The sequence below is a fragment of the Streptomyces sp. NPDC030995 genome (genome assembly GCF_055571215.1).
Map to the genome: position 1 here is coordinate 1 of NZ_JBVIFS010000029.1, position 18,627 is coordinate 18,627.

An 18,627-nucleotide genomic window follows, 5' to 3' on the forward strand; every position below is an offset into this window, starting at 1 on the left:
CCCCTCCCCCCCCCCCCCCCCCCCCCCCCCCCCCCCCCCCCCCCCCCCCCCCCCCCCCCCCCCCCCCCCCCCCCCCCCCACACCTGCTTCTGCTGCTGGTGGCTGGCAGTTCACAGTCCCCGATGGTGTGGCTGCCGGCCTGGGTTAGCGGCGGTGGTTGTCGTGGTGACCGTGGTCGCCGCGACGGCCCCAGGATTCGGTGTCGATGACGCGGCCGCGGTTGTCGCGGAGGGTGGCGGTGTCGCGCTCGTCCCAGATCTGGTGGCGGCGGTCCTGGTAGACGTCCCGGCGGGTGTCGCGGCCGTGGCCGGTGTGGACCTTGACGCTGGAGCGGCCGTCGAGACGGAAGTCGGCGAAGCGGTAGCGGTTGCCGTCGCGGTCGGTGAGGGTGAAGCCGCGCAGGTTGACCGAGTGGCGGCCGGTGTTCTTCACCTCGACCCATTCGTGGTTGAGGGCGCGGTTGTCGCGGCCGCGGCCGCGGCTGTCGTTCTGGACGTCGCCGATGACGATCGAGGACTGCGAGCCCCGGTGGTCGCGCCGGTCGTCGTCGTGGGCGGCGGCCGGCAGAGCGGCCGCACCGACCAAGGCGCCGGCGGCCAGGACCGCGGCGAGGGCACGGCGGGTGGCGAGAGAAGCAGACATGCAGATGACTCCTTCAACAGTCAGCCCTTCCCGGCCTCGTGCAAGCCGGGCGGACTCCGTACGTTCTCGGCGTCTTTGCCGAGGAGCCACACTCTGGCCTGGATGCACCATCAACCGCCACAACTCAGGACGCGTGTTGCTCAATACGGACATGTCCGTAACTCTCACTTGCAAGATGCAAGCGTCAAGGTCCAGTTGACACGGACGGGCAGGAGGTGAGGGCAGCCCGTCCGGTGTCGGGGCAAGGTGGTTTCGGCCACATAAGCAGTTCATTCACGCCAGGCATGTGCTGTGCGCCGAACGGGTTCAGGGCTCTGTAACGGGAGCTTCTGCCGTTTCCTCGTACGGAGTTGCGTGCCACCGCACTGATGTACAAGGGTGGGCGGCGGCTGGCGCTTCGGCGGCCAGCAGAACGCGGCCGAGCGGGGCCGGCCTTGCCACACCTGGTGATGCGGCCGGCCCCGCGCCTTGCGCTCGGCAGACCTCCAAGCGGCGGCAGCGGCTGGGACTGGCGCGGCGACGGACGCGTCCGGGGGCGCTCTCGAAATCGCCTGGCTGATCGCGGCCGGCGCCGCGGGTGAGGCGCTGCGGCAGGCAGGCAGGCAGGCAGGCAGGCGGGCAGGGCGGCGGGCGGAGAGGCCGAGGACACCCGGGAGGCATCTGACTGCTTGCGCGTGTGACAGCGCGTGTGACGGGGATCGAGTGCGCTGGGCGTGAGGGGCTGCTGGGGGGACGGACCGCGCGCCCGTTCGCGTTCGTCACCCAGAGCTGAGCGGTTTCCCCCTATGGTGACGGTGAGTGATGCCATCCTCGTTGTGATCCCTCAGGGGAGAGGAGTTGTGCCGTCATGCCCATGCTGTTGATCAAGGGTCAGTACGAGATCGTGGGGACCCAGCCGGACGGGGACACCATCCATTTCCGGCCCGACACGCCGGATGAGTGGGACCTCATCGGCGGTCCACGTCGGGTCAAACGCAATGGGGCTGGCCGCGGCAAGCTCCGCCTGGAAGCCATCGACTCGCTGGAGACCCATTGCTCCCGCACGGGCCCCGAAGTCGCCCAGCCGCCCCCGTACGCGGAGGCGGCCAGGGAGGCGCTGCTGGACTGGGTGGGGTTCACCGATGTGGTGTGGGGCGGGGACGGGAAGGTCGCCTCGACGGTGCCCGCGAGTGTGCCCGGCTACGTCCTGACACGGGGCGTGGACCCCAGCCGCCGCTGCATCGCCTTTGCGGGGAAGGGCGCTCCACCGGCCGCCAGCGGCACCCAAGTGTTCATGGACCCCCCGATGCTGCAGACCACCCTCAACCATCACATGATCTCGGAAGGGCTGGCCTACCCGCTGTATTACCAGACCCTCTTCCGCGACCTGCGCAACGCGGTGACCGCCGCGGTCCAGCAGGCGAAGTCGGATCCGGCCAAGGGCGTGTGGAAGGTCGACAAGACCATGACCGGGGCAACGGTCACCGGGCTGAGCTCGATCACCGACTCCGCAACGCCCGCCGACAGCGCAGTCGTCCTCCCCAAGCTGTTCCGCAGGCTGGTGGACTACCTCAACCTCGGCGACCCGGACCTGGCCGGCTTCCCGGCCTTCCTCGATCAGGAAGCGGACCGCTTCCTGATCCTGCCCACGGGGCAGTTCACGACCGGCCTGGACGAGGTGGTCGAGGTCGACGGGACCACCGTGAAGATGACCCGCCCGCCCGAGGACCTGGTCTTCCAAGAGGACTGAGATGGAGCCGACCGCCATGACCCACGCCGCGGACTTCCGCGCCCTGTCCGAACTCCTGACAGGCGAAACGCCCCTCGACCAAGCCACCGCCGACGCACACCGCACCCGCCTCGAAGCCCACTACCCGGCAGCGCTCACCCGCCTGGTCGACACATTCCGCACCGCCTCCGGCCAGCCCGATCCCGGCGCCGCCCTGTTCGCCGCGGTGAACGCCGATCCCGAACTCGCCCGCGTCGCCCGCGAGACGCTCGCCATCTGGTACACCGCCCAGTTCAGCCGGCCCGACAACACCCAGTCCGGACCCGACACCCCCGCCCGCTACCGCGACGCCCTCGTGTGGCAGGCGATCAGCGCGCACCCGCTCTCCGCGCCACCGGTGCCCGGCGGGTACGGCTACTGGGCCCAGCACCCCTGAGACGAGGACACCCCCATGGACACTCCCTACGACGTCGTCATCATCGGTGCCGGCGTGGCCGGAGCCCTGTGCGCCTGCCGGATCAAGGAAGCCAAGCCCCAGGCCCGCGTCCTGCTCATCGACGCCGGCGACAACGGCATCGATGACGGCCAGCGCGCCGCGTTCGTCGACGCCTACCAGGTCTCCGCGTCGAAGAACGTGCCCTCGCCGTACGCCGCCCTGCCCAACAACAAGGACGGCTACGCCCCCTCCTCCGACGGAGTCGGCGACCCGGTCGCCATGAACCGGTATTACGTGGAGACGGGCCCGGACCTGTACAAGAGCGGCTTCCAGCGCATGATCGGCGGCAGCACCTGGGCCTGGCGCGGCAACAGCCCCCGCTTCCTGCCCAGCGACTTCGAGATGAAGACCCGCTTCGGCATCGCCGTCGACTGGCCCCTCACCTACAACGACCTTGAGCCCTACTACGCCCAGGGCGAGAACGAGCTGGGAGTCTCCGGCAACCACGACGAATGGACGGCGCTCACCCCGCGCAGCACCGAGTTCCCGATGCCGGGCATCGTCGCAAGCTACGGCGACGAACTCATGCGGGCCGCCCTCGCCACCATCGACCCGATCGACGAGATCCCCGTCACCGTGGTGACCACCCCGCAAGCCCGCAACTCCGAGCCCTACCAGGGCCGCAGCGCCTGCCAGGGCAACTCCAGCTGCATCCCCGTCTGCCCCTCGGGCGCCAAGTGCGACGCCTCCGTCCACGTCCGCAAGGCCCGCGACGAACTCGACGTCGAGGTACGAACCGGCTGCACCGTCACCCGCCTCATCCCGCGCCCCGGCACCGCCTCGCCGACCGTGGTCTTCCGTGACTGGACCACCACCGACCGGGCCGAGCAGCAGGTCAACGCCACCCATGTCGTCCTGGCCCTCAACGCGATCGAGATCCCGAAGCTGTGGCTGATCTCCGGCCTGGACAACCGCAGCGACCAGGTGGGCCGCAACCTCATGGACCACCTCGCCGAAGAAGTCGTCGGCCTCTTCGGGCAGCCCGTCTTCCCCTTCCGCGGACCCCAGTCCACCCTGAGCATCGAAACCTTCCGCGACGGCGACTGGCGCCGCACCACCGGCGCCTTCCGCCTCACGATCGGCAACGACGGCTGGGGCCGCTTCGAATCCCCCGCCGCCGCACTGGACAAGCTGATGTGGGACCCCACGGGCAAGAAGCTCAAGCACTACGGCGACGACCTCAAGGAGAAGCTCGCCGAGCGCGTCACCCGCATGGCGCGCATCGGGTACTCCACCGAACAGCTCCCCGACCCCGCCAACCGCGTCACCCTCTCCGACCAGCGCGACAGCCTCGACGTACCCCGCCCCAAGATCGCATACAAGATCGACGACTACTCCAAGCGCGCCCTGGCCTACGGCCATTCGGTCGCCCGCCGCATCTGGCAACACCTCGAGGACACCGCCGACGCGGAAGAGATCGAACCGCTCCAGCCCACCCTGAAGTACAACGGCGCCGGACACCCCATGGGCACCACCCGCATGGGCACCGACCGCGCCACCTCCGTCGTCGACGCCGACGGCCGCTCCCACGCGCACCCCAGCCTCTGGGTCGTCGGCAACTCCGTCTTCCCCACCGGCAGCACCGCCAACCCCACCCTCACCCTGGCCGCGCTGACCCTCCGCACCGCGGACAAAATCGCCTCCGCGCTCTGACGACCACATGACCGTCGCCGCGCGGCTCGTCATCGCCCGCCACGGACAAGCCCGGTGCAACGTCGAAGGCCGCGTCGGCGGTCCCAAGACCTGCACCGGGCTCACTGACACCGGGCGCCGCCAAGCAGCAGCCCTGGCCGACAGACTCGCCGCCGAACAACGCGAGGGTGCGCCCGCCTTCCACGCCCTGTACACCGCCCCACGCCTGCGCGTCCAGGAAACGGCCGGCATCCTCGCCCCCGCACTCGACCTGCCCCTCATCACAGACGAAGGTCTCGACGGCCCCCACCACGGAGAGGCCGACGGTCAGCGCTGGCGAGATGTCGAGGACACCTTCCGCGGCGCGCCGAACGCCCACCCCGACCAGCCCTACGCCCCCGGCGCGGAGACCTGGCTCGCGTACCTCGCCCGGACCACGGCCCACCTGGCCGGACTCCTCGGCCGCCACTCCAGCGAGAACATCCTGGTGGTCGGGCACGGCGAGACCGTCCACGCGGCCTGCCACCTCCTGCTCGACATCCCCGCCGAAGCGAGCTCCGCCATCGGCTTCGCCAACGACCACACAGCCCTCACCCGCTTCGAGCACCGCCGCGACCCCTACGGCAACGAGCAGTGGGTCCTCACCTTCCTCAACGACACAACACACCTCACCCACTCCCGCCCTCGACGGCCATGCTGATGTGTGAAGTGGAGTACTGGTGGCGGCTGGAGTCCTGGACGGACGTGTCCGGGGTTGAGGGCATTTTGTACACCAAGTTTGGTGTTGACCGATTGACCACCATGATGGCGGTCCGCAGCTCTACCCGTTACGACTCCTCCGTCCCAGAGCCCCGCGCAGCCCGACATCGCTACGATGCTCACCGACCAGACCCGTGCCTGCTCGGCAGCACGCCACGCCATCGCCGCCGGCTGCCAGGTGGTGGTCTGGGACAAGGAGGTGCCCCATTGGATGGTTGCCGGCATCGCTGCGACGAGGCTGAGCCGCCTTCGAAGGTGGGTGGTCAGAAGCTCCAGCTGTAGAGGCCGCCACCGGTGTTCACTGCATGCGCCGCGAGCCGGGAAACTCCCTGCAGGACCGCCAGTAGATCATCGTCGGTCATGTCGTCCCCGTCCTCAAACCGGAGCCGCGTGGTCCATCGGCCTGCAAGCTCTTCCAGCTCGGCGGAGCTCGCGTTGGCCAGCGCCCGGGTCAACCGTTGCGGCAGAGCGAACACCTCAACGCCGTCGTTCAAGGGGGCAGTGACCCACTCTGGCCACGCCCACCCAAGGAGCTGCTCAACCGGCGGGGCCTCGGCCGAAGGCTCCTCGAAGTACATGTCCCATTCGGCGATGGCACTGTCCGGCTCAATGAGCTTCTTCGAGTTGGCCACCGATCGGGTGATGGGCCGTGAAGCGCAACGAACGAGGCCCCCGAGCTGTTGATCGAGATGTCTGACGTCTCAATCACGTTGCTCGGGAGCCTCGTTGGTCATCCATCCTGCAGCACTCGACCTGCCGCATGCGCTCGTGGAATGGGTCACCATGCTGGTTGTCACCCGTGAGGGCGACCGGCGCTACAAGCTCCGTCCGTCTCAGCGGGCGATGGTGGCACTGGTGTACCTACGAGAGCACACCACTTTGGCGAAGATCGCCGCCGGGTTCGGGATCAGCGAGTCCACCGCCCATGCCTACATCAGCGCGGTCGTCGACCTGCTCGCCGCGCGTGCGCCGGGTCTGCTCAAGACGCTGCGCGAGCATGATTCCGACTTCGTCCTGCTCGACGGAACCCTCGCCGAGTGCGACCGGGTCGGCGACGGCCGGGCCGACTACTCCCACAAACACCGGCGCCACGGCGTGAACGTGCAGGTCGTCACCGACCCCTGCGGCCGGCTGCTGTGGCTCTCGCCCGCCCTGCCGGGCCGCACACACGACCTGACCGCCGCCCGCACCCACCGGATCATCCGGATCTGCGAGCGCCAGGGCGTTCCCATTCTGGCCGACCTCGCCTACCAAGGTGGCGGGCCGTGGCTGGCGACCGGCATCAAACGCAAGCCACTCCAGGAACTCACTCCCACTGAAAAGACCCTCAACCGGGCGCTGGCCGCAGCACGAGCGCCCGTTGAACGCGGTGTCGCGATCCTGAAGTCCTGGCGGATCTTCCGCAGGTCCCGGTGCAGCCCCAACCGCATGACGTCAATCGTCAAGGCCATCCTCACGTTGGAGCGGCAGCGCTGAAGAAGCTCCGTGAGCGCTTCGTCTGGCGATAACCGCCGCATGAAGCGCTCACGCGGAACCGAAGCCCCTGGGGTCAGTCCTGATCTTGGGTGTACTGAGCCGCGTACCAACTGGAGTCGATGGCGGGGTTGCGCAGCGCCCCCCAAAATCGGTCGTCAGGTATCGGTGGCAGTGGCGGATTGCCCAAGTCCGCATGCAGATCCGCACGCCAGTCGAGAGTGAAGTGACTCCGGGTCTCCGCGCTCTCGCACACGGATCTGTAGGGGGACCCCCAGAGCCCGAGGGCTATCTTCTCGGCGGCCCACCTGCGAGTGACGTCTCGGCCGGTGTCGGCCTGTGCGAGCACCGCGCGGAGTCGCAAGGCGAGCGGGCCGGTTTGGTCCGGCCGCGGTAGGGCCACACCACGCTCCCACGCGTCCAGGGCTGCCTTGACCTCCGGGTAGTTGTTCAGCCCCGTTTCGACCGCCAGTCTGCGCAGCTGCTTCCGCGCGGCCTCAACCACCTGCTCATACGGCAGGACTGCGATCAGTGCACCGAGTTCCTCATGTCCGTCCAGGTGGCTCACGTGGAGGAGGTCGGTGGGACTGTGGGACAGGTCCAGCTCTGGCAGCTGCTCATCCGGTGCGGGAAGGGGCTCGTCGGCACTGCACTCCGGCCTGGCAGGCAGAGGCGCCTCCCAGAACAGTCGGCCGTTGAAGGTGACGACACCAGCCTCCTGGCCGCGCTCAAGCGTGTCGGCCAGTTCGGCCAGATACCCACCCAGCGAGTCGGCCTGCCCAAATCTGGTGCCGGTCTCGTCGAAGAACCGTCCGATCGCACCGAAGGAGTCCCGCTCAGTACGGCAATCCATCAGAAGACCGTCCGACGTCACGTCGTAAGAACCGAACTTCACGTAGTCGTGAAGCCAGTAGCCCTCGGTCTCCCCGTCGAGGCCCTGGTCGATGCCGCGCATGAAGCCGGTGTCCCCAAGGATTCCGCTCACTCCGAGCAGCCGGTCGCCCGTACTGAACCGGAAAGCCTCAGGTCCCTCCAGCGCACCGTTGTGCCGTTGGAGTGAAGCGACCAGGTCCGGAGGAAAGGTGACCCCCAGTTCCTGTTGCGCTGCTGCGATCTCCTCGTCTCCTGCGGGCGGCCGAAGCGTGGCAAAAGTGCGGGGCGCATGCTCGCGCAGCCACGCGTCGATGCGAGTCCATGAGTCCTGGACCAGGTCTGATGTCATAGGGCCGACCTTAGAGCCAGCGGCTGACAACAGCTTGATCGTCGCTCACCGGCCTTGCCGCCGGGTCGGCGTTCAGGCCGGCAAGCTCGAGTGGACCCTTGTCCCGGCTCACCAAGCTGCTGGCACCGGACGCTGCAGCCGCCCACTCGACACTGAAGCGCTCAGTCGCATTCACCCGATCGGTGGCCAACTCGAAGAAGCTCAATGAAACGGCAGGTCACTGACTCAAGGGCCTCACCAGGTCCCCGCAGGCGCGTCGCAGCAGCGGTCTCGTCGTCGGGGGCGAGGAAGAACACTATGTCGTGAGCCATCTGAGCATGATGGCAGCCCGCCGAACTGACGCGGGTGACGGATATCGAGGCCAGGTGACATCTGTCTCGACCAGTCACATGCGGCTGAAAGCCCGCTCTGGACTGCACGGCTTCTGTCAGTGGCCTCTGTCAGGATGCCCCGGTCAACATCGTGATCAGGAGAGACCATGGGTACTTGGGACGTCGGCCCCTTCGACAACGACACCGCAGCGGACTTTGGCGGTGACCTTGATGAGGTAGCTGCAGGCGAACGTGAGGGCATCGTCCGCAGTGCGCAAGGCAGTTGCGGCGCCATCTCCATCTCGCGGTATTAAAGAAGTAATAATGCGGGCGGAGTGACTTTCCCTCAGATCCCGAAACATCTGAGCCGGGTCATGGGCAACACGGCATACAGATGTCGAGGTTCAACAATTTGAACGCGCAAAAATAGAAGCGTCTCCTAGAGACTTCATGCCGTGATCCCCTGAGATGCACGCTTCGTCGAGGCGCGGAAGACTGAGATATACGCGATTGGTGCGTGATTCCTGCTAGGAGCATGCAATGGCTGAAGCGTCATTCTTCGACAAAAATCGCTTGCGCGACGTCACTCAGCAGACGATCGACCTACTCACATCTCCCCCGTTCGTTGAGGCGATGCAGGCGGTGCGGAACGCACCTCCGGACCAGCGGCTCATGGAAGGGTCTAAGCGACTCAGTCGTCAGGCTCTGGCCGAGCGCGGGGTTCCGATCCCCGAGCACATGAGAATCTCCAGCCGTTACTTCGAGCAAGGACTCCCGGGTCCCGTGAACTTCGGAGACGGCACAGGGGGGAGGGCGAACATTGTGAACGGCCTGAACGAGACGGCGCCCGGACTCCTGGATCGCCTGCGGGAGAGCAACCCATCTCTCTTCAAGGAACTCGTGACAAGCCGTGAAGAGGAGGACCTCCTTCGCTGGGGTGGCTGCGCCTGTGCCGGCGGGACGTCTTTCTGCGCTGGCGGCGGGTACTACACCATGGAGCGGTAGTACGTGCATCCACCGACATCCAATCCAAGGGATGTCGGCGGACGGCGAGCAGATAGCCGCGCCAGGCACGAAGGAAACACTCCACAATCCTGACCCTTAACAGGGAGAACCATGTACCCAGGACTGGACTTCGGTCGCGAAGAACTGTCAGCGGTAATGCGCCGAACCTACGACGAACTGATCGAGTTCGTCACCACCCCTGAGTTCCAGGCGGTGCACAGTGAACTCATGGAGCTGCGGGAGAACGAGCGCCCAGAGTTCGTTCAAAGGGTCCTCCTTGATCCCGAGGAACTTCGCAGTAGGGGTGTGATGGTCCCTAGCGGAATCCTCATACAGATGTCGGCCTTCGGCGATCGTCGGCCGACGCTCTACGCGGTGAAGAAGTTCCTCCCCGAGAAGTACCATCGCGCATGGGAGAACGTGAACCTCACCTTCAATAACTCCTACGACGAAAGCGCCATACCCAGGGATGCAGAGACTGCCTGGAGGGCCCCGCTGCCCGTCGCTCTGCAGAACGAACTGATCGCACAGAAGGTGGATCTGGAGGCGGTGCCGTCGGAGTTCGAGAAGAAGGACATACACCGCTCATCGGCGGTGCAACAAAACTAGAGGCAGTGCGGCGATCAGGCGGCGGATTCTCCGGGACGGTTAGGTCGATCGGGTCTCCGCTTCGGGCCGGGCGGCTCGCATCCGCACGTCTGGTCGGCCTCGCGTCGTCGACTGCCGCGGCAAGGAACGCGAGGGCGAGCATGGCCAGGGTGACGTGCCGGTGCCAGGCGGTCCAGTTCCAGACTTGGTACTGGTCCAGGCCGACCTGGCCCTTGGCCGCCTGGAAGCACTCTTCGATGCACCAGCGAGTACCGGCGACGCGCACGAGCTCTGACAGCGGCACGGTCCGGGGCGACCAGCACAGGTAGAAGGCGAGCTCGCCGGTGGTGGGATTGCGGCGAATCAGCACGTGGCGGTGCTCGTCAGTGCCGATGTGCACCCCGGCTCAGTCGTAGTAGCGGGGCCCCTTCGCCCCGGAGCCGGCGCTCTGCCGGTGCCAGGCCGAGGCGGGCAGGCGAAAGGCGGCCTCGTCCGCGCGGATCGCCGTGCGGCCCTGGTTGATCCGCACTCTGGTCGCGCAGGAGACCGCCAGCACGTAGCCGACCCCGCGGGCCTCCAGCCCGGCCCGCAGGCCGGGGTCCTGACCGTAGGCCTCGTCGCCGGTCACACACGACGTGCTCACTCCGGCGTCCAACGCCTGCTCGATCATCTGCAGGGCGAGACGGGGCTTGGTCGTGAAGACGACGTCCTCGGGTACCCCGGCCTTGCGGCGCCGCTCGGAGTCCCGGCTCCATGTGTCTTCGGGCAGGTAGAGACGGCGGTCGATTAACGCCCGCCCTCCTACTGGAGGCGTAGGCGAGGAAGACGCCCACCTGGCTGTTCTCGATCCGCCCGGCGGTGCCGGTGTACTGCCGCTGGACACCCGCCCAACCACCACCCTTCTTCAGGAAGCCCGTCTCATCCACGATCAAAACATCGTCATTGGCGCCGAGATGGTCCACGACGTAGTGGCGGACCTCGTCGCGCGCCGCATCCACGTCCCAACAGGCGGACCGCAGTAGCCGCTGCATCGGACCGGGACGGCTATGGCCGGCGTGCTCCGCCAGCTGCCGGCAGTTCTTGCGCTCGGTCCCGGACAGCAACCCGAGCAGATCGGCGCGGGCCGCTGCCCGAGGTTCCACTCGACCGGACAGGCCCGCAATCCGAGCCATGGCCTGGTCGAACAACGCCTGCCATCGAGCAGGGTCTACGCTACGGCCCGCGGCCACCGCACGATCTTCAAGAGTCCACACAAACCCTTGATCATCTCGCGGTGGCCGCGCACATCAGGCGTCGTGGTAATCGCCGTCGTCAACCTGGACCTTCGCCTCCAGAACCTCCGTCACCTCGCGCATCGTCGCGATCACCGCATCGCCGGGTTCTTGGACACGATCCGCCCGGCGCTCCACCACATCGGGGCCACCGCGAGGCCGGGATCGGCAGCGACCGCCGCTTCCCAATCCGCTGCGGTGATGTCCTGGCCCTCACCGTCAGTTGTATCCGCCTGGTTCGTCGCCTGCCGTCTTGACCTGCTTGCGGTAGGCCCCCGGCGGCGACCCGAAGTGTCGTTTGAAAGCTTTGGCGAAGGCGAACTCCGACGTGTACCCCGTGTGCTGCGCGATCGTGCTCAGCGGGGCCGGCGATTGGTGCAGCAACCGCGCCGCGGTGGCCATCCGCCAGTTGGTCAGGTAGGTCAACGGCGGCTCGCCGACCACCGAGGCGAAGCGGCGGGCGAACGCCGCGCGGGACAGCCCGGCGCGGGTGCCCAGAGACTCCACGGTCCAGGGATGGCCGGGATCGTCGTGGATCGCCTTCAGGGCCGGGGCGACTGCCGGGTCGGTCAGCGCGGCCGCCCAACCCCGGGTCCGCTCCTTCGGTAGTTCGGCGTACCACGACCGGAGGATGTACAGCAGCAGCAGATCGATGAGCGCCGTGACGACCGCGTCCGAGCCCGGCTGCGGCGCGTGGAACTCGGCGCACAGCTGATCGATCGCCGAGCGCAGCACCGGGTGGCGGCCGGGAACCGCGGGGAGGTGGATGACCTCCGGTAGATCGCTGAACAGCGGATGCGGGCGATCAACGTCGATCGCGTACGCGCCGCACACCAGCACCGTGTGCGGCCCCGGTCCGTCCACGGTGACCTGGCCGATCGGCGAGGAACGGTCCACGCGGTCCGGTACGAAGTCCACCGGATCGCGGCCCGGCATATCGCACAGGGTGTGTCCGCTGCCGCGCTGCAGGAACACGATGTCGCCGGGTCCGAGCGCGAGCGGTTGGCCGTGCGGTGGCAGCAGGTGGCAGTGCCCTTCCACGACCACGTGGAATCCGGCTCCTGAGATGGGTTGGAACTTCAGGGCCCACGGGGCGTGCGCGTCGGTGCGAGTCACCATTGGGCGTCCCGTGCGCAGGACTTCGAGGGTGTCGCTCAGGATGTCTATAGCGCCACTCTAGTGCCTGTATGGCGAGACGATATGACAGGGAATCGAGACCTTAAGTCATTCACCGTCTCGATGTGGAGGCGTACGTTCTTGCCATGGCGGTTGCCGAACCCCGGCACTGCATCGACGAAGGAATGGATCCCATGTCTCTGGCTGGCAAGAAGATCGTGATCATCGGTGGAACCTCCGGCATCGGCTTCGCGGTAGCTCAACAGGCCACGGCGGCTGGTGCGGACGTCTTGGTCGCCTCTAGCAATCAGGACCGCGTGGACGCCGCGACGAAGCGGTTGGGCGAGCCGGCCGAAGGCCGCCGCCTGGACGTCGCCGACGGCAACGCCATCGCCGCGTTCTTCGAGCAGGTCGGGGAGTTCGACCACCTCGTCTACACCGCGGGCGAATCTCTGCTGATCAAGCCGTTGGTCGACACCACCCCGCAGGAGGCCAGGGCCGTCTTCGAGCGCCGGTTCTGGGGCGCGTTCCTCTCCGCCAAGTACGCTGCACCGCGACTGCGCGACGGCGGCTCGATCACTTTCAGCTCCGGCGTCCTCGCGATCCGCCCCCTGTCCGGAACCGCGCTCACGGCAGGTATCACCGGCGGCATCGAGGCCCTGTCCCGGGCACTCGCCGTCGAACTCGCCCCTCTGCGCGTCAACGTGATCCAGCCCGGTGTGATCCGTACCGAACTGTGGGACGGCAGTGTCCCGGACCCGGAGGCTTTCCTCCAGGGCGCCGGGTCCGAGCTGCTCACGCGGCGTGTCGGCACTGCCGAGGAAGCCGCGGCGGCCTATCTCTTCGTCTTGGCCAACGCCTACGTCACCGGCACCACGCTCGCGATAGACGGCGGCGCGGCACTGGTGTGAAATAGGCGCCACACATAACAGCCAACGGAGCAACGCCGCACCGACGCGACGCGTTCCTTGCCGCGGCAGTCGACGACACGAGGCCGACCAGACGTGCGGATGCGAGCCGCCCGGCCCGAAGCGGAGACCCGGTCGACCTCACCGTCCCGGAGATCCGCTGCCTGATCGGCGCACTGTTCAGCCCGCCGATCACGGCCCTGAACGCACTCCTGCACCGGTCGAACTGGCGCAGAAGCTGCCAAGCTTCGGCACGTCGCAGCCACAACCGGCAGCGGCTCTCCGCCCTCTCCAGCGCGTAGATCGCGAAGTCACACTGGAGTACTAGCTGCGCCCAAAAGGGGCGACGGGATGATCTTGGGGCCCTGAGCCCCGAATTCACCTCCTGTGGCGGACCGCAGGGTCGCTCTCAGCGACGTGCCGGGCGACCGCGTCGACGCGGGACGAGAGCCGGGCCCGGCCCGTCTCAGGGCACACGTCCAGTGATGGCGTCCCTGCCGGGGCCTTGCGGCCCGTGAGGAACAGCGGGCCGCGGGTGCGGCGGCCGATCAGGCGGGGCAGCATGCCCTGACAAGATCTGGCAGGGCAGAAGACCGTACACGCTGGCTGCGTATGCCGAGCGGATCACTGGCGCCCACCACTGGGATTTGTGGTGGGGCTGATCCGGCACGCGATGGTTGACACCTCGCTGGCGAACCTGATTGGTGGGGACGGAGTCGGTCATCGGGGGCGGCGGGGCAGCGGGGTGACCGCACGGGCGTCGTGGAGCGCGGTACGCAGGCAGTCGTTGTCGATAGTGAGGCGTTGAATGGCGGCGATGGTGCTGTTCGGCGAGGTCGCGGTTGTCGCGCCGGAGCCGGGCATTGTCGGCTTTGACCTTGCCGTAGCGTCTGCGGCCTCCGCGCCGCCCGCAGTGCCCGGGGTGTCGGACAGTTCGGTGCAGATGCCGGGGAAGTTGCTGCGGAAGATGGTGTTGGCGAGGCCGAGTTGCGCGCCGCCCAGCGACCGCGGAACCCCGACCGGGGCAGGCCGGCAGCATCGAAGCCACGCACCCCCACGTCCCGCCACAGCCGATAGGCCACCGGCGGAAGCCACTTCACCTGCGTACCTCGCGTATCCCGCGCGTACGTGGCTGGCCGCTGCTCGTCCGCCGTCTTGGCCAGCCGGGATCCGACGCCGTCGCGGCGCCGTCAGACCAGGTAGGCCAGGTGATAGGCGTCCGTCGCATCCCGCCGGCCCTTGCCGCCGCGCGACACCCACAGGAACGTCAGGAAAGCGGCCAGATCCCGGGCATAGCCGAACTGGGTGTTCGCCGGGTGCATCCGCATCCCGGCGACTGGAAGAAGCGGTTCAGGACGATGTCGTACTCGAACACGGGCGACATCAGGAACGGCGTGCCCGGATCCAGCCCGACGTCGCGCAGCCACTCGGCTCGACCGTCCGTCAGCAGCCTTGCATCGAACCGCACGCCGTCCCGCGGAAGCTCAACCTCACCCATCGTGGCCCGGACCCGCCACGCATTCGCGGTCATGTCCGTAGGTATATGGTCAGTGACCGTCTGTGCACAAGGGGTCGTGGTCAAGGGCATGAACCATCCCTCCAGTCCGAACCACAGACGTGGTGTGTGAACTGCACCTTCTCAGGCTCGTTGGGCGGCGTGATCCGCAAGGCGAGCCGTGCAGGACCTCTAGCGCGGAATCACCCAGCCCGGCGCCCAGGTCCCGGTGGCGTCGTGGCCGGCCGTTGTGGCGGCGAGGTGGGCGCGGAGGGTGGCCAGCGCTGGGTGGGGGTTGTCGCGGTGCCAGATGAGCGAGTGCGGGTAGACGGGCGTCGGGTCAGTCACCGGGATGCGGCGCAGGCCGTGGCCGGCCGGCCAGACGAGGCGGGTCTGCCCGCCCATGAAGGTGGCCAGGGCCGGGGTGTCGGCGATGGTGTCGAGGAGCGCGTCGGAGCCGAAGTTGGGGCCGGTCGCCTCGATGGTGAGGCCGAACTCGGCGACGAGGTCGTCGTAGTAGGCGGCCCACTCGGTACCGGGGACGATGCCCGGCATCCAGATCCGGTGCCCGCTGAGCTGCGCGAGGGGCACCGACCGGGCGCCCGCCAGCGCGTGGGCGGGGCCGGTGAGGAGCTGGAGCGGCTCGTCGACCACCCGGACGGACTCGATGCCCTCGGGAAGGGGCCGGCCGGGCGCGGCGACGGCGCGGAAGGACGCGTCGATCGCACCGGACCTGACGGCGGCGACGGCCGTCTCGATGTCGAACAGCGTCACCACGTCGAGTTCGATCCCGGGGTGCGCGCGATGGAATCCGCGCATCAGGCCCGACGCCGCGCCCCGCAGGTTGATCACGTCGACGCGCAGCGGACGGCTGCCGGTGCGTACGGACGCGACCGCGCGCTCGGCAACGCGCAGCAGTTCGCGCGCGTGGGGCAGGAACGCCTGTCCGTCGATGGTGAGCTCGGCGCCGCGCGCGGTGCGGGTGAACAGCCGCACGCCGAGGTCGCGCTCCAGCGCGGCCATGCGCTTGGAGACGGCCTGCTGGGTGATCGCCAGCTCGGCGGCGGCCTGCTGGAACTGCCCCGTGTCGGCGGCGGCGACGAAGGTCCGGACGGCGTCGAGGTCCATACCGACACCCTAGGGGAACAACCGTTGGTTGTGGCCGGACGGTCCTGTGGTTGTTTGACCCCCGGGTAAGGCGCTCGCTTTGATGCTTCCGATCGCGGATCGGTTGTGCGGGTGAGTGGCGAGGGGCGGTGGGCATGAGGAACGGACACCGGCTGGGACATCTGCGTGGACATCGGCTGGGGCGGCGGTTCGGGTGGCTCTGGGGAGCGTACGGAACCAGCGCGCTCGGCACGTGGCTCGCCTTCGGCGCGTTCCCGCTGATCGCCGTCGAGGTGCTGCACGCCGGACCGGCCGAGGTCGCGGCGCTCTCCTCCGTGGGGGCCGCGGTGGGCGCGGCCGTCGCGGTGCCGCTCGGTCCGTGGGTGGAGTTCCGTCGCAAGCGGACGGTGCTGATCACGATGGACCTGGTGCGGTTCGCGGCGCTGCTGACGATCCCCGCCGCGTTCGCGCTCGGCGCGCTCACATTTCTTCAGCTCCTGTTGGTCTCGGTCGTGGTCGCGGCGGCCGACATCGCCTTCCGCGCTGCCTCCGGCGCGTACCTGAAGACGCTGCTGCCGGCCGAGGACCTGCTCGTCGCCAACACCCGGTTCGAGTCCACGACCTGGACGACCACGATCATCGGACCGCCGCTGGGCGGGGTGGCGATCGGGCTCCTCGGTCCGGTGGTGACGGTGGTGGCCGACGCGGTCAGCTATCTGCTTTCGGCTCTGGGCATCCGCGCGATGGGCGGGCACGAGCCGCCGCCGCCCGAGCGCCGGGAGGCCGCGCGTATGCGGGCCAGGGACCTGTTCGACGGTTGGCGGTACATCCTCGCCGACGTGACGCTGCGTCCGCTGTTCTTCAACACCGCCTTGTTCAACGGCCTGGTCATGGCCACCCAGCCGCTCCTTGTCGTCCTGATGCTCGGCCCACTCGGGTTCGCACCGTGGCAGTACGGCCTCGCCTTCGCCGCGCCCTCGATCGGCGGGCTGCTCGGATCGCGGCTGGCCCGACCACTCGTCACCCGGTTCGGTCAGCACCAGGTCCTGGTCGTGGCCGGAGTGCTGCGCGCGCTCTGGCCCGTCGGCCTGGCCTTCCTCGGGCCGGGTACCGCAGGGTTGTTGCTGGTGATGGGTGTCGAGCTCGGACTCATCTTCTGCTGCGGGGTCTTCAATCCCGTCTACGCCACCTACCGCCTCGAGCGCACCCCGACCGACCGGGTCGCCCGAACGTTGTCCGCCTGGGCGGTGACAACCAAAGCCTCGACCGCGCTCCTGACGGCCGTCTGGGGCGTACTGGGCGTCCTGCTCGGCCCGCGTACGGCGATCGGCCTGGCCGGTGTGCTCCTACTGGCGACCCCGCTGCTGCTGCCCCGCCGCGCGGCAGCGCATCTCTCGGAGCCGGAGCCGGAGCGGGAGCGGGCACCGAGGCGTACCTGACGGGCTGCGGGTTGCGTGGCTCCCCCCCCGGCTGTCGTAGATGCGGCAGGGAGACCGTAAACACGCACCACGCGCTGACCTCGCCGCGAAGACGGAGCAGATCGTGAGGGCGAGGAGACCCGCCAAGGTCCAGGGCATGCGAGCCCGGACCTGCGCACGCCGCCGCTGCCTGGGACCGCCCCGATCAAGAAGCGGGGCCGCCGTGTCGGGGAGGTCCCGACAGGCGTGCCGATGGTCAGCAGTTGTTGCCGACCGCGTCCATCTTCCCGCCGAACCGGCCTTGGTAGTTGGAGGCGTAGTCGCCGACCCGGACCGGATGGCAGTCCTTTCCGGTCGCCCAGTCGATGAAGGCGCCGGTCCTGTTGGCCCGGAACGAGCCGACGTGGTCCACGAATTTGCTGGGCAGGTCCACGTAACCGCCGCGCCACACGTACACGTCGCCGGTCCCGTCCTGGAAGCGCCACAGACAGATGGCGTTGCTCGGGCACGCGGGCAGGGCCTGCGCTGCTGTGGGAGAGCCGAGTGTGGCCAGTACGACCGTCCCGGCAACGAGCAGGGTGCGCATGGTACGTGCCCTCATGTGATTCTCCTTCGCGGCGTCGTTCCCCCCATCGTCCTCGCCTACGCGAGGCCCTGGGAAGACGGCCTGCCCCGAAGCTCTGGAGACCTCGTCCACGCAAAGGGGGTTGTTCGCGATCCACGCCCGAGCACGCAAGCCATCCCGTACGGCCGACTCGGCATGTGGGTCACGGCCGGCCGGCCAGGCCCCAGGACCCTGTTGCAGTGGAATAAGGATTCAGCCTGCGGATTTGACCCGGGCTGATTTCGGATGTCATGGTCTGCTTATTGCCGAGTCGGACATTCCGGATATCGGGTTCGGCGTTCAGGCTTACTTTATCGACGTGTGACGGAGGTGGTCGTTGTGCTGTACGGCGATCCTCCCAGTTGCGCGCATCCCCTCTCGCGCTGAACGGCTGAGACTTCCCTCGCTCGTATCGCGGCCGCGGGCCGGCCGCTGCCCGGCCCAGCGTCGACTTTCTTGATATCCCGTCCCGGGCCGTGCCCCGGCGGCTTCGTGCCGTCCCTCCTGACGCGCCCGCAACACATTCTCGGGTTCCCCATGCCGAAATTCCGTCACCTTTCATCCTCCGGCGCGCTGCACGCAACCCGTCAATTCGGGATGCCCCAGCCCCGGCACCGCTTGCTGTTCCAGTCTTTCGGCCGGCCGGCCGGCCGCCTTCGCCGACAGCTCAGCGGAACGTCGAACGAGGCCGTGCCCCGGCCACCCCGGACGCGCGTGATCCCCTGCGATCGGCTGGCCCTCTGCCGCTGGCGAACTGTCAGGTCAACACCGCGATCACCTGGGGCCGGAACACCGAACTCTTCGACTTCGACTTCGACTTCGACTACGACGCTGGCGACCGCGTCCTGCTGCTGCCCGACGACCACGAAGTG

18 protein-coding genes and 2 pseudogenes are annotated in these 18,627 nt (G+C 68.2%); 11 read left to right on the forward strand and 9 right to left on the reverse strand.

Annotated features, from left to right (window positions below):
- Positions 1 to 144 precede the first annotated feature (144 nt).
- Entirely contained in the window at positions 145 to 642 is a 498-nt protein-coding gene (locus tag ACZ45T_RS30825; protein WP_468447068.1) for a lamin tail domain-containing protein, read from the reverse strand.
- Between the two features lie 847 nt (positions 643 to 1,489).
- Here ACZ45T_RS30825 and ACZ45T_RS30830 point away from each other — a divergent pair.
- From ACZ45T_RS30830 to ACZ45T_RS30845, 4 genes are read left to right on the forward strand one after another with little or no spacing between them, the layout of a single operon-like run.
- On the forward strand, positions 1,490 to 2,371 hold the full coding sequence (locus ACZ45T_RS30830) for a nuclease (protein WP_468447070.1): 882 nt from the start codon (positions 1,490 to 1,492) through the stop codon (positions 2,369 to 2,371).
- 16 nt (positions 2,372 to 2,387) lie between these two features.
- Positions 2,388 to 2,786 (forward strand): sugar dehydrogenase complex small subunit, encoded by a 399-nt coding sequence (locus tag ACZ45T_RS30835; protein WP_468447072.1) that lies wholly within the window; start codon positions 2,388 to 2,390, stop codon positions 2,784 to 2,786.
- Between the two features lie 15 nt (positions 2,787 to 2,801).
- Positions 2,802 to 4,499, forward strand: a complete 1,698-nt coding sequence (locus ACZ45T_RS30840) for a GMC family oxidoreductase (protein ID WP_468447074.1) — start codon at positions 2,802 to 2,804, stop codon at positions 4,497 to 4,499.
- Between the two features lie 7 nt (positions 4,500 to 4,506).
- On the forward strand, positions 4,507 to 5,178 hold the full coding sequence (locus tag ACZ45T_RS30845; RefSeq protein WP_468447076.1) for a histidine phosphatase family protein: 672 nt from the start codon (positions 4,507 to 4,509) through the stop codon (positions 5,176 to 5,178).
- A gap of 322 nt (positions 5,179 to 5,500) precedes the next feature.
- Here ACZ45T_RS30845 and ACZ45T_RS30850 read toward each other — a convergent pair whose 3' ends face one another.
- Entirely contained in the window at positions 5,501 to 5,869 is a 369-nt protein-coding gene (locus ACZ45T_RS30850; RefSeq protein ID WP_468447077.1) for a hypothetical protein, read from the reverse strand.
- A gap of 94 nt (positions 5,870 to 5,963) precedes the next feature.
- On the opposite strand from ACZ45T_RS30850, the gene ACZ45T_RS30855 reads away from it, so the two are divergent.
- Entirely contained in the window at positions 5,964 to 6,713 is a 750-nt protein-coding gene (locus tag ACZ45T_RS30855) for a transposase (RefSeq protein WP_468447079.1), read from the forward strand.
- Positions 6,714 to 6,786: 73 nt separating this feature from the next.
- Here the strand turns inward: ACZ45T_RS30855 and ACZ45T_RS30860 are convergent, their stop codons facing one another.
- Positions 6,787 to 7,932 (reverse strand): SMI1/KNR4 family protein, encoded by a 1,146-nt coding sequence (locus ACZ45T_RS30860; protein WP_468447082.1) that lies wholly within the window; start codon positions 7,930 to 7,932, stop codon positions 6,787 to 6,789.
- Between the two features lie 478 nt (positions 7,933 to 8,410).
- Here ACZ45T_RS30860 and ACZ45T_RS30865 point away from each other — a divergent pair.
- The 3 genes and pseudogenes from ACZ45T_RS30865 to ACZ45T_RS30875 form a co-directional block, all read left to right on the forward strand.
- Positions 8,411 to 8,518: pseudogene (locus ACZ45T_RS30865) on the forward strand (DUF4259 domain-containing protein); the annotation flags it as partial.
- A 265-nt stretch (positions 8,519 to 8,783) separates the two neighbouring features.
- Positions 8,784 to 9,248, forward strand: a complete 465-nt coding sequence (locus ACZ45T_RS30870; protein WP_468447084.1) for a hypothetical protein — start codon at positions 8,784 to 8,786, stop codon at positions 9,246 to 9,248.
- 111 nt (positions 9,249 to 9,359) lie between these two features.
- Entirely contained in the window at positions 9,360 to 9,857 is a 498-nt protein-coding gene (locus ACZ45T_RS30875; protein ID WP_468447217.1) for a hypothetical protein, read from the forward strand.
- Positions 9,858 to 9,957: 100 nt separating this feature from the next.
- Here the strand turns inward: ACZ45T_RS30875 and ACZ45T_RS30880 are convergent.
- The 3 genes and pseudogenes from ACZ45T_RS30880 to ACZ45T_RS30890 form a co-directional block, all read right to left on the reverse strand.
- Positions 9,958 to 11,008 (reverse strand): annotated as a pseudogene (locus tag ACZ45T_RS30880) (IS701 family transposase); the annotation flags it as partial.
- Between the two features lie 114 nt (positions 11,009 to 11,122).
- Entirely contained in the window at positions 11,123 to 11,248 is a 126-nt protein-coding gene (locus ACZ45T_RS30885) for a hypothetical protein (RefSeq protein WP_468447086.1), read from the reverse strand.
- A 78-nt stretch (positions 11,249 to 11,326) separates the two neighbouring features.
- Entirely contained in the window at positions 11,327 to 12,274 is a 948-nt protein-coding gene (locus ACZ45T_RS30890) for an AraC family transcriptional regulator (RefSeq protein WP_468447209.1), read from the reverse strand.
- Positions 12,275 to 12,417: 143 nt separating this feature from the next.
- Between ACZ45T_RS30890 and ACZ45T_RS30895 the strand changes: the two genes are divergently transcribed.
- Together ACZ45T_RS30895 and ACZ45T_RS30900 are read left to right on the forward strand one after the other, a co-directional pair.
- A complete protein-coding gene (locus ACZ45T_RS30895) occupies positions 12,418 to 13,134 on the forward strand; it encodes an SDR family oxidoreductase (protein WP_468447088.1) in 717 nt (238 codons plus the stop codon).
- Between the two features lie 572 nt (positions 13,135 to 13,706).
- A complete protein-coding gene (locus tag ACZ45T_RS30900; protein WP_468447211.1) occupies positions 13,707 to 13,793 on the forward strand; it encodes a hypothetical protein in 87 nt (28 codons plus the stop codon).
- A gap of 605 nt (positions 13,794 to 14,398) precedes the next feature.
- On the opposite strand, the gene ACZ45T_RS30905 is transcribed toward ACZ45T_RS30900, so the two are convergent.
- Positions 14,399 to 14,662, reverse strand: a complete 264-nt coding sequence (locus ACZ45T_RS30905) for a hypothetical protein (protein ID WP_468447090.1) — start codon at positions 14,660 to 14,662, stop codon at positions 14,399 to 14,401.
- Between the two features lie 156 nt (positions 14,663 to 14,818).
- On the reverse strand, positions 14,819 to 15,754 hold the full coding sequence (locus ACZ45T_RS30910) for a LysR family transcriptional regulator (RefSeq protein WP_468447092.1): 936 nt from the start codon (positions 15,752 to 15,754) through the stop codon (positions 14,819 to 14,821).
- 134 nt (positions 15,755 to 15,888) lie between these two features.
- On the opposite strand from ACZ45T_RS30910, the gene ACZ45T_RS30915 reads away from it, so the two are divergent.
- Positions 15,889 to 17,172, forward strand: coding sequence for an MFS transporter (locus tag ACZ45T_RS30915; RefSeq protein WP_468447094.1), 1,284 nt, complete (start codon positions 15,889 to 15,891; stop codon positions 17,170 to 17,172).
- Positions 17,173 to 17,407: 235 nt separating this feature from the next.
- Here ACZ45T_RS30915 and ACZ45T_RS30920 read toward each other — a convergent pair whose 3' ends face one another.
- Positions 17,408 to 17,752 carry a peptidase inhibitor family I36 protein gene (locus ACZ45T_RS30920; RefSeq protein WP_468447096.1) on the reverse strand — a complete coding sequence of 115 codons (345 nt, stop codon included), beginning with the start codon at positions 17,750 to 17,752 and terminating at the stop codon, positions 17,408 to 17,410.
- Between the last annotated feature and the right edge of the window lie 875 nt (positions 17,753 to 18,627).

Bases quoted from the DNA above. Each gene is read 5' to 3' on its own strand.
- ACZ45T_RS30825 (WP_468447068.1), bottom strand. From the start codon at position 642: ATGTCTGCTTCTCTCGCCACCCGCCGTGCCCTCGCCGCGGTCCTGGCC.
- ACZ45T_RS30830 (WP_468447070.1), top strand. From the start codon at position 1,490: ATGCCCATGCTGTTGATCAAGGGTCAGTACGAGATCGTGGGGACCCAG.
- ACZ45T_RS30835 (WP_468447072.1), top strand. From the start codon at position 2,388: ATGACCCACGCCGCGGACTTCCGCGCCCTGTCCGAACTCCTGACAGGC.
- ACZ45T_RS30840 (WP_468447074.1), top strand. From the start codon at position 2,802: ATGGACACTCCCTACGACGTCGTCATCATCGGTGCCGGCGTGGCCGGA.
- ACZ45T_RS30845 (WP_468447076.1), top strand. From the start codon at position 4,507: ATGACCGTCGCCGCGCGGCTCGTCATCGCCCGCCACGGACAAGCCCGG.
- ACZ45T_RS30860 (WP_468447082.1), bottom strand. From the start codon at position 7,932: ATGACATCAGACCTGGTCCAGGACTCATGGACTCGCATCGACGCGTGG.
- ACZ45T_RS30870 (WP_468447084.1), top strand. From the start codon at position 8,784: ATGGCTGAAGCGTCATTCTTCGACAAAAATCGCTTGCGCGACGTCACT.
- ACZ45T_RS30875 (WP_468447217.1), top strand. From the start codon at position 9,360: ATGTACCCAGGACTGGACTTCGGTCGCGAAGAACTGTCAGCGGTAATG.
- ACZ45T_RS30895 (WP_468447088.1), top strand. From the start codon at position 12,418: ATGTCTCTGGCTGGCAAGAAGATCGTGATCATCGGTGGAACCTCCGGC.
- ACZ45T_RS30905 (WP_468447090.1), bottom strand. From the start codon at position 14,662: ATGACCGCGAATGCGTGGCGGGTCCGGGCCACGATGGGTGAGGTTGAG.
- ACZ45T_RS30910 (WP_468447092.1), bottom strand. From the start codon at position 15,754: ATGGACCTCGACGCCGTCCGGACCTTCGTCGCCGCCGCCGACACGGGG.
- ACZ45T_RS30915 (WP_468447094.1), top strand. From the start codon at position 15,889: ATGAGGAACGGACACCGGCTGGGACATCTGCGTGGACATCGGCTGGGG.
- ACZ45T_RS30920 (WP_468447096.1), bottom strand. From the start codon at position 17,752: ATGAGGGCACGTACCATGCGCACCCTGCTCGTTGCCGGGACGGTCGTA.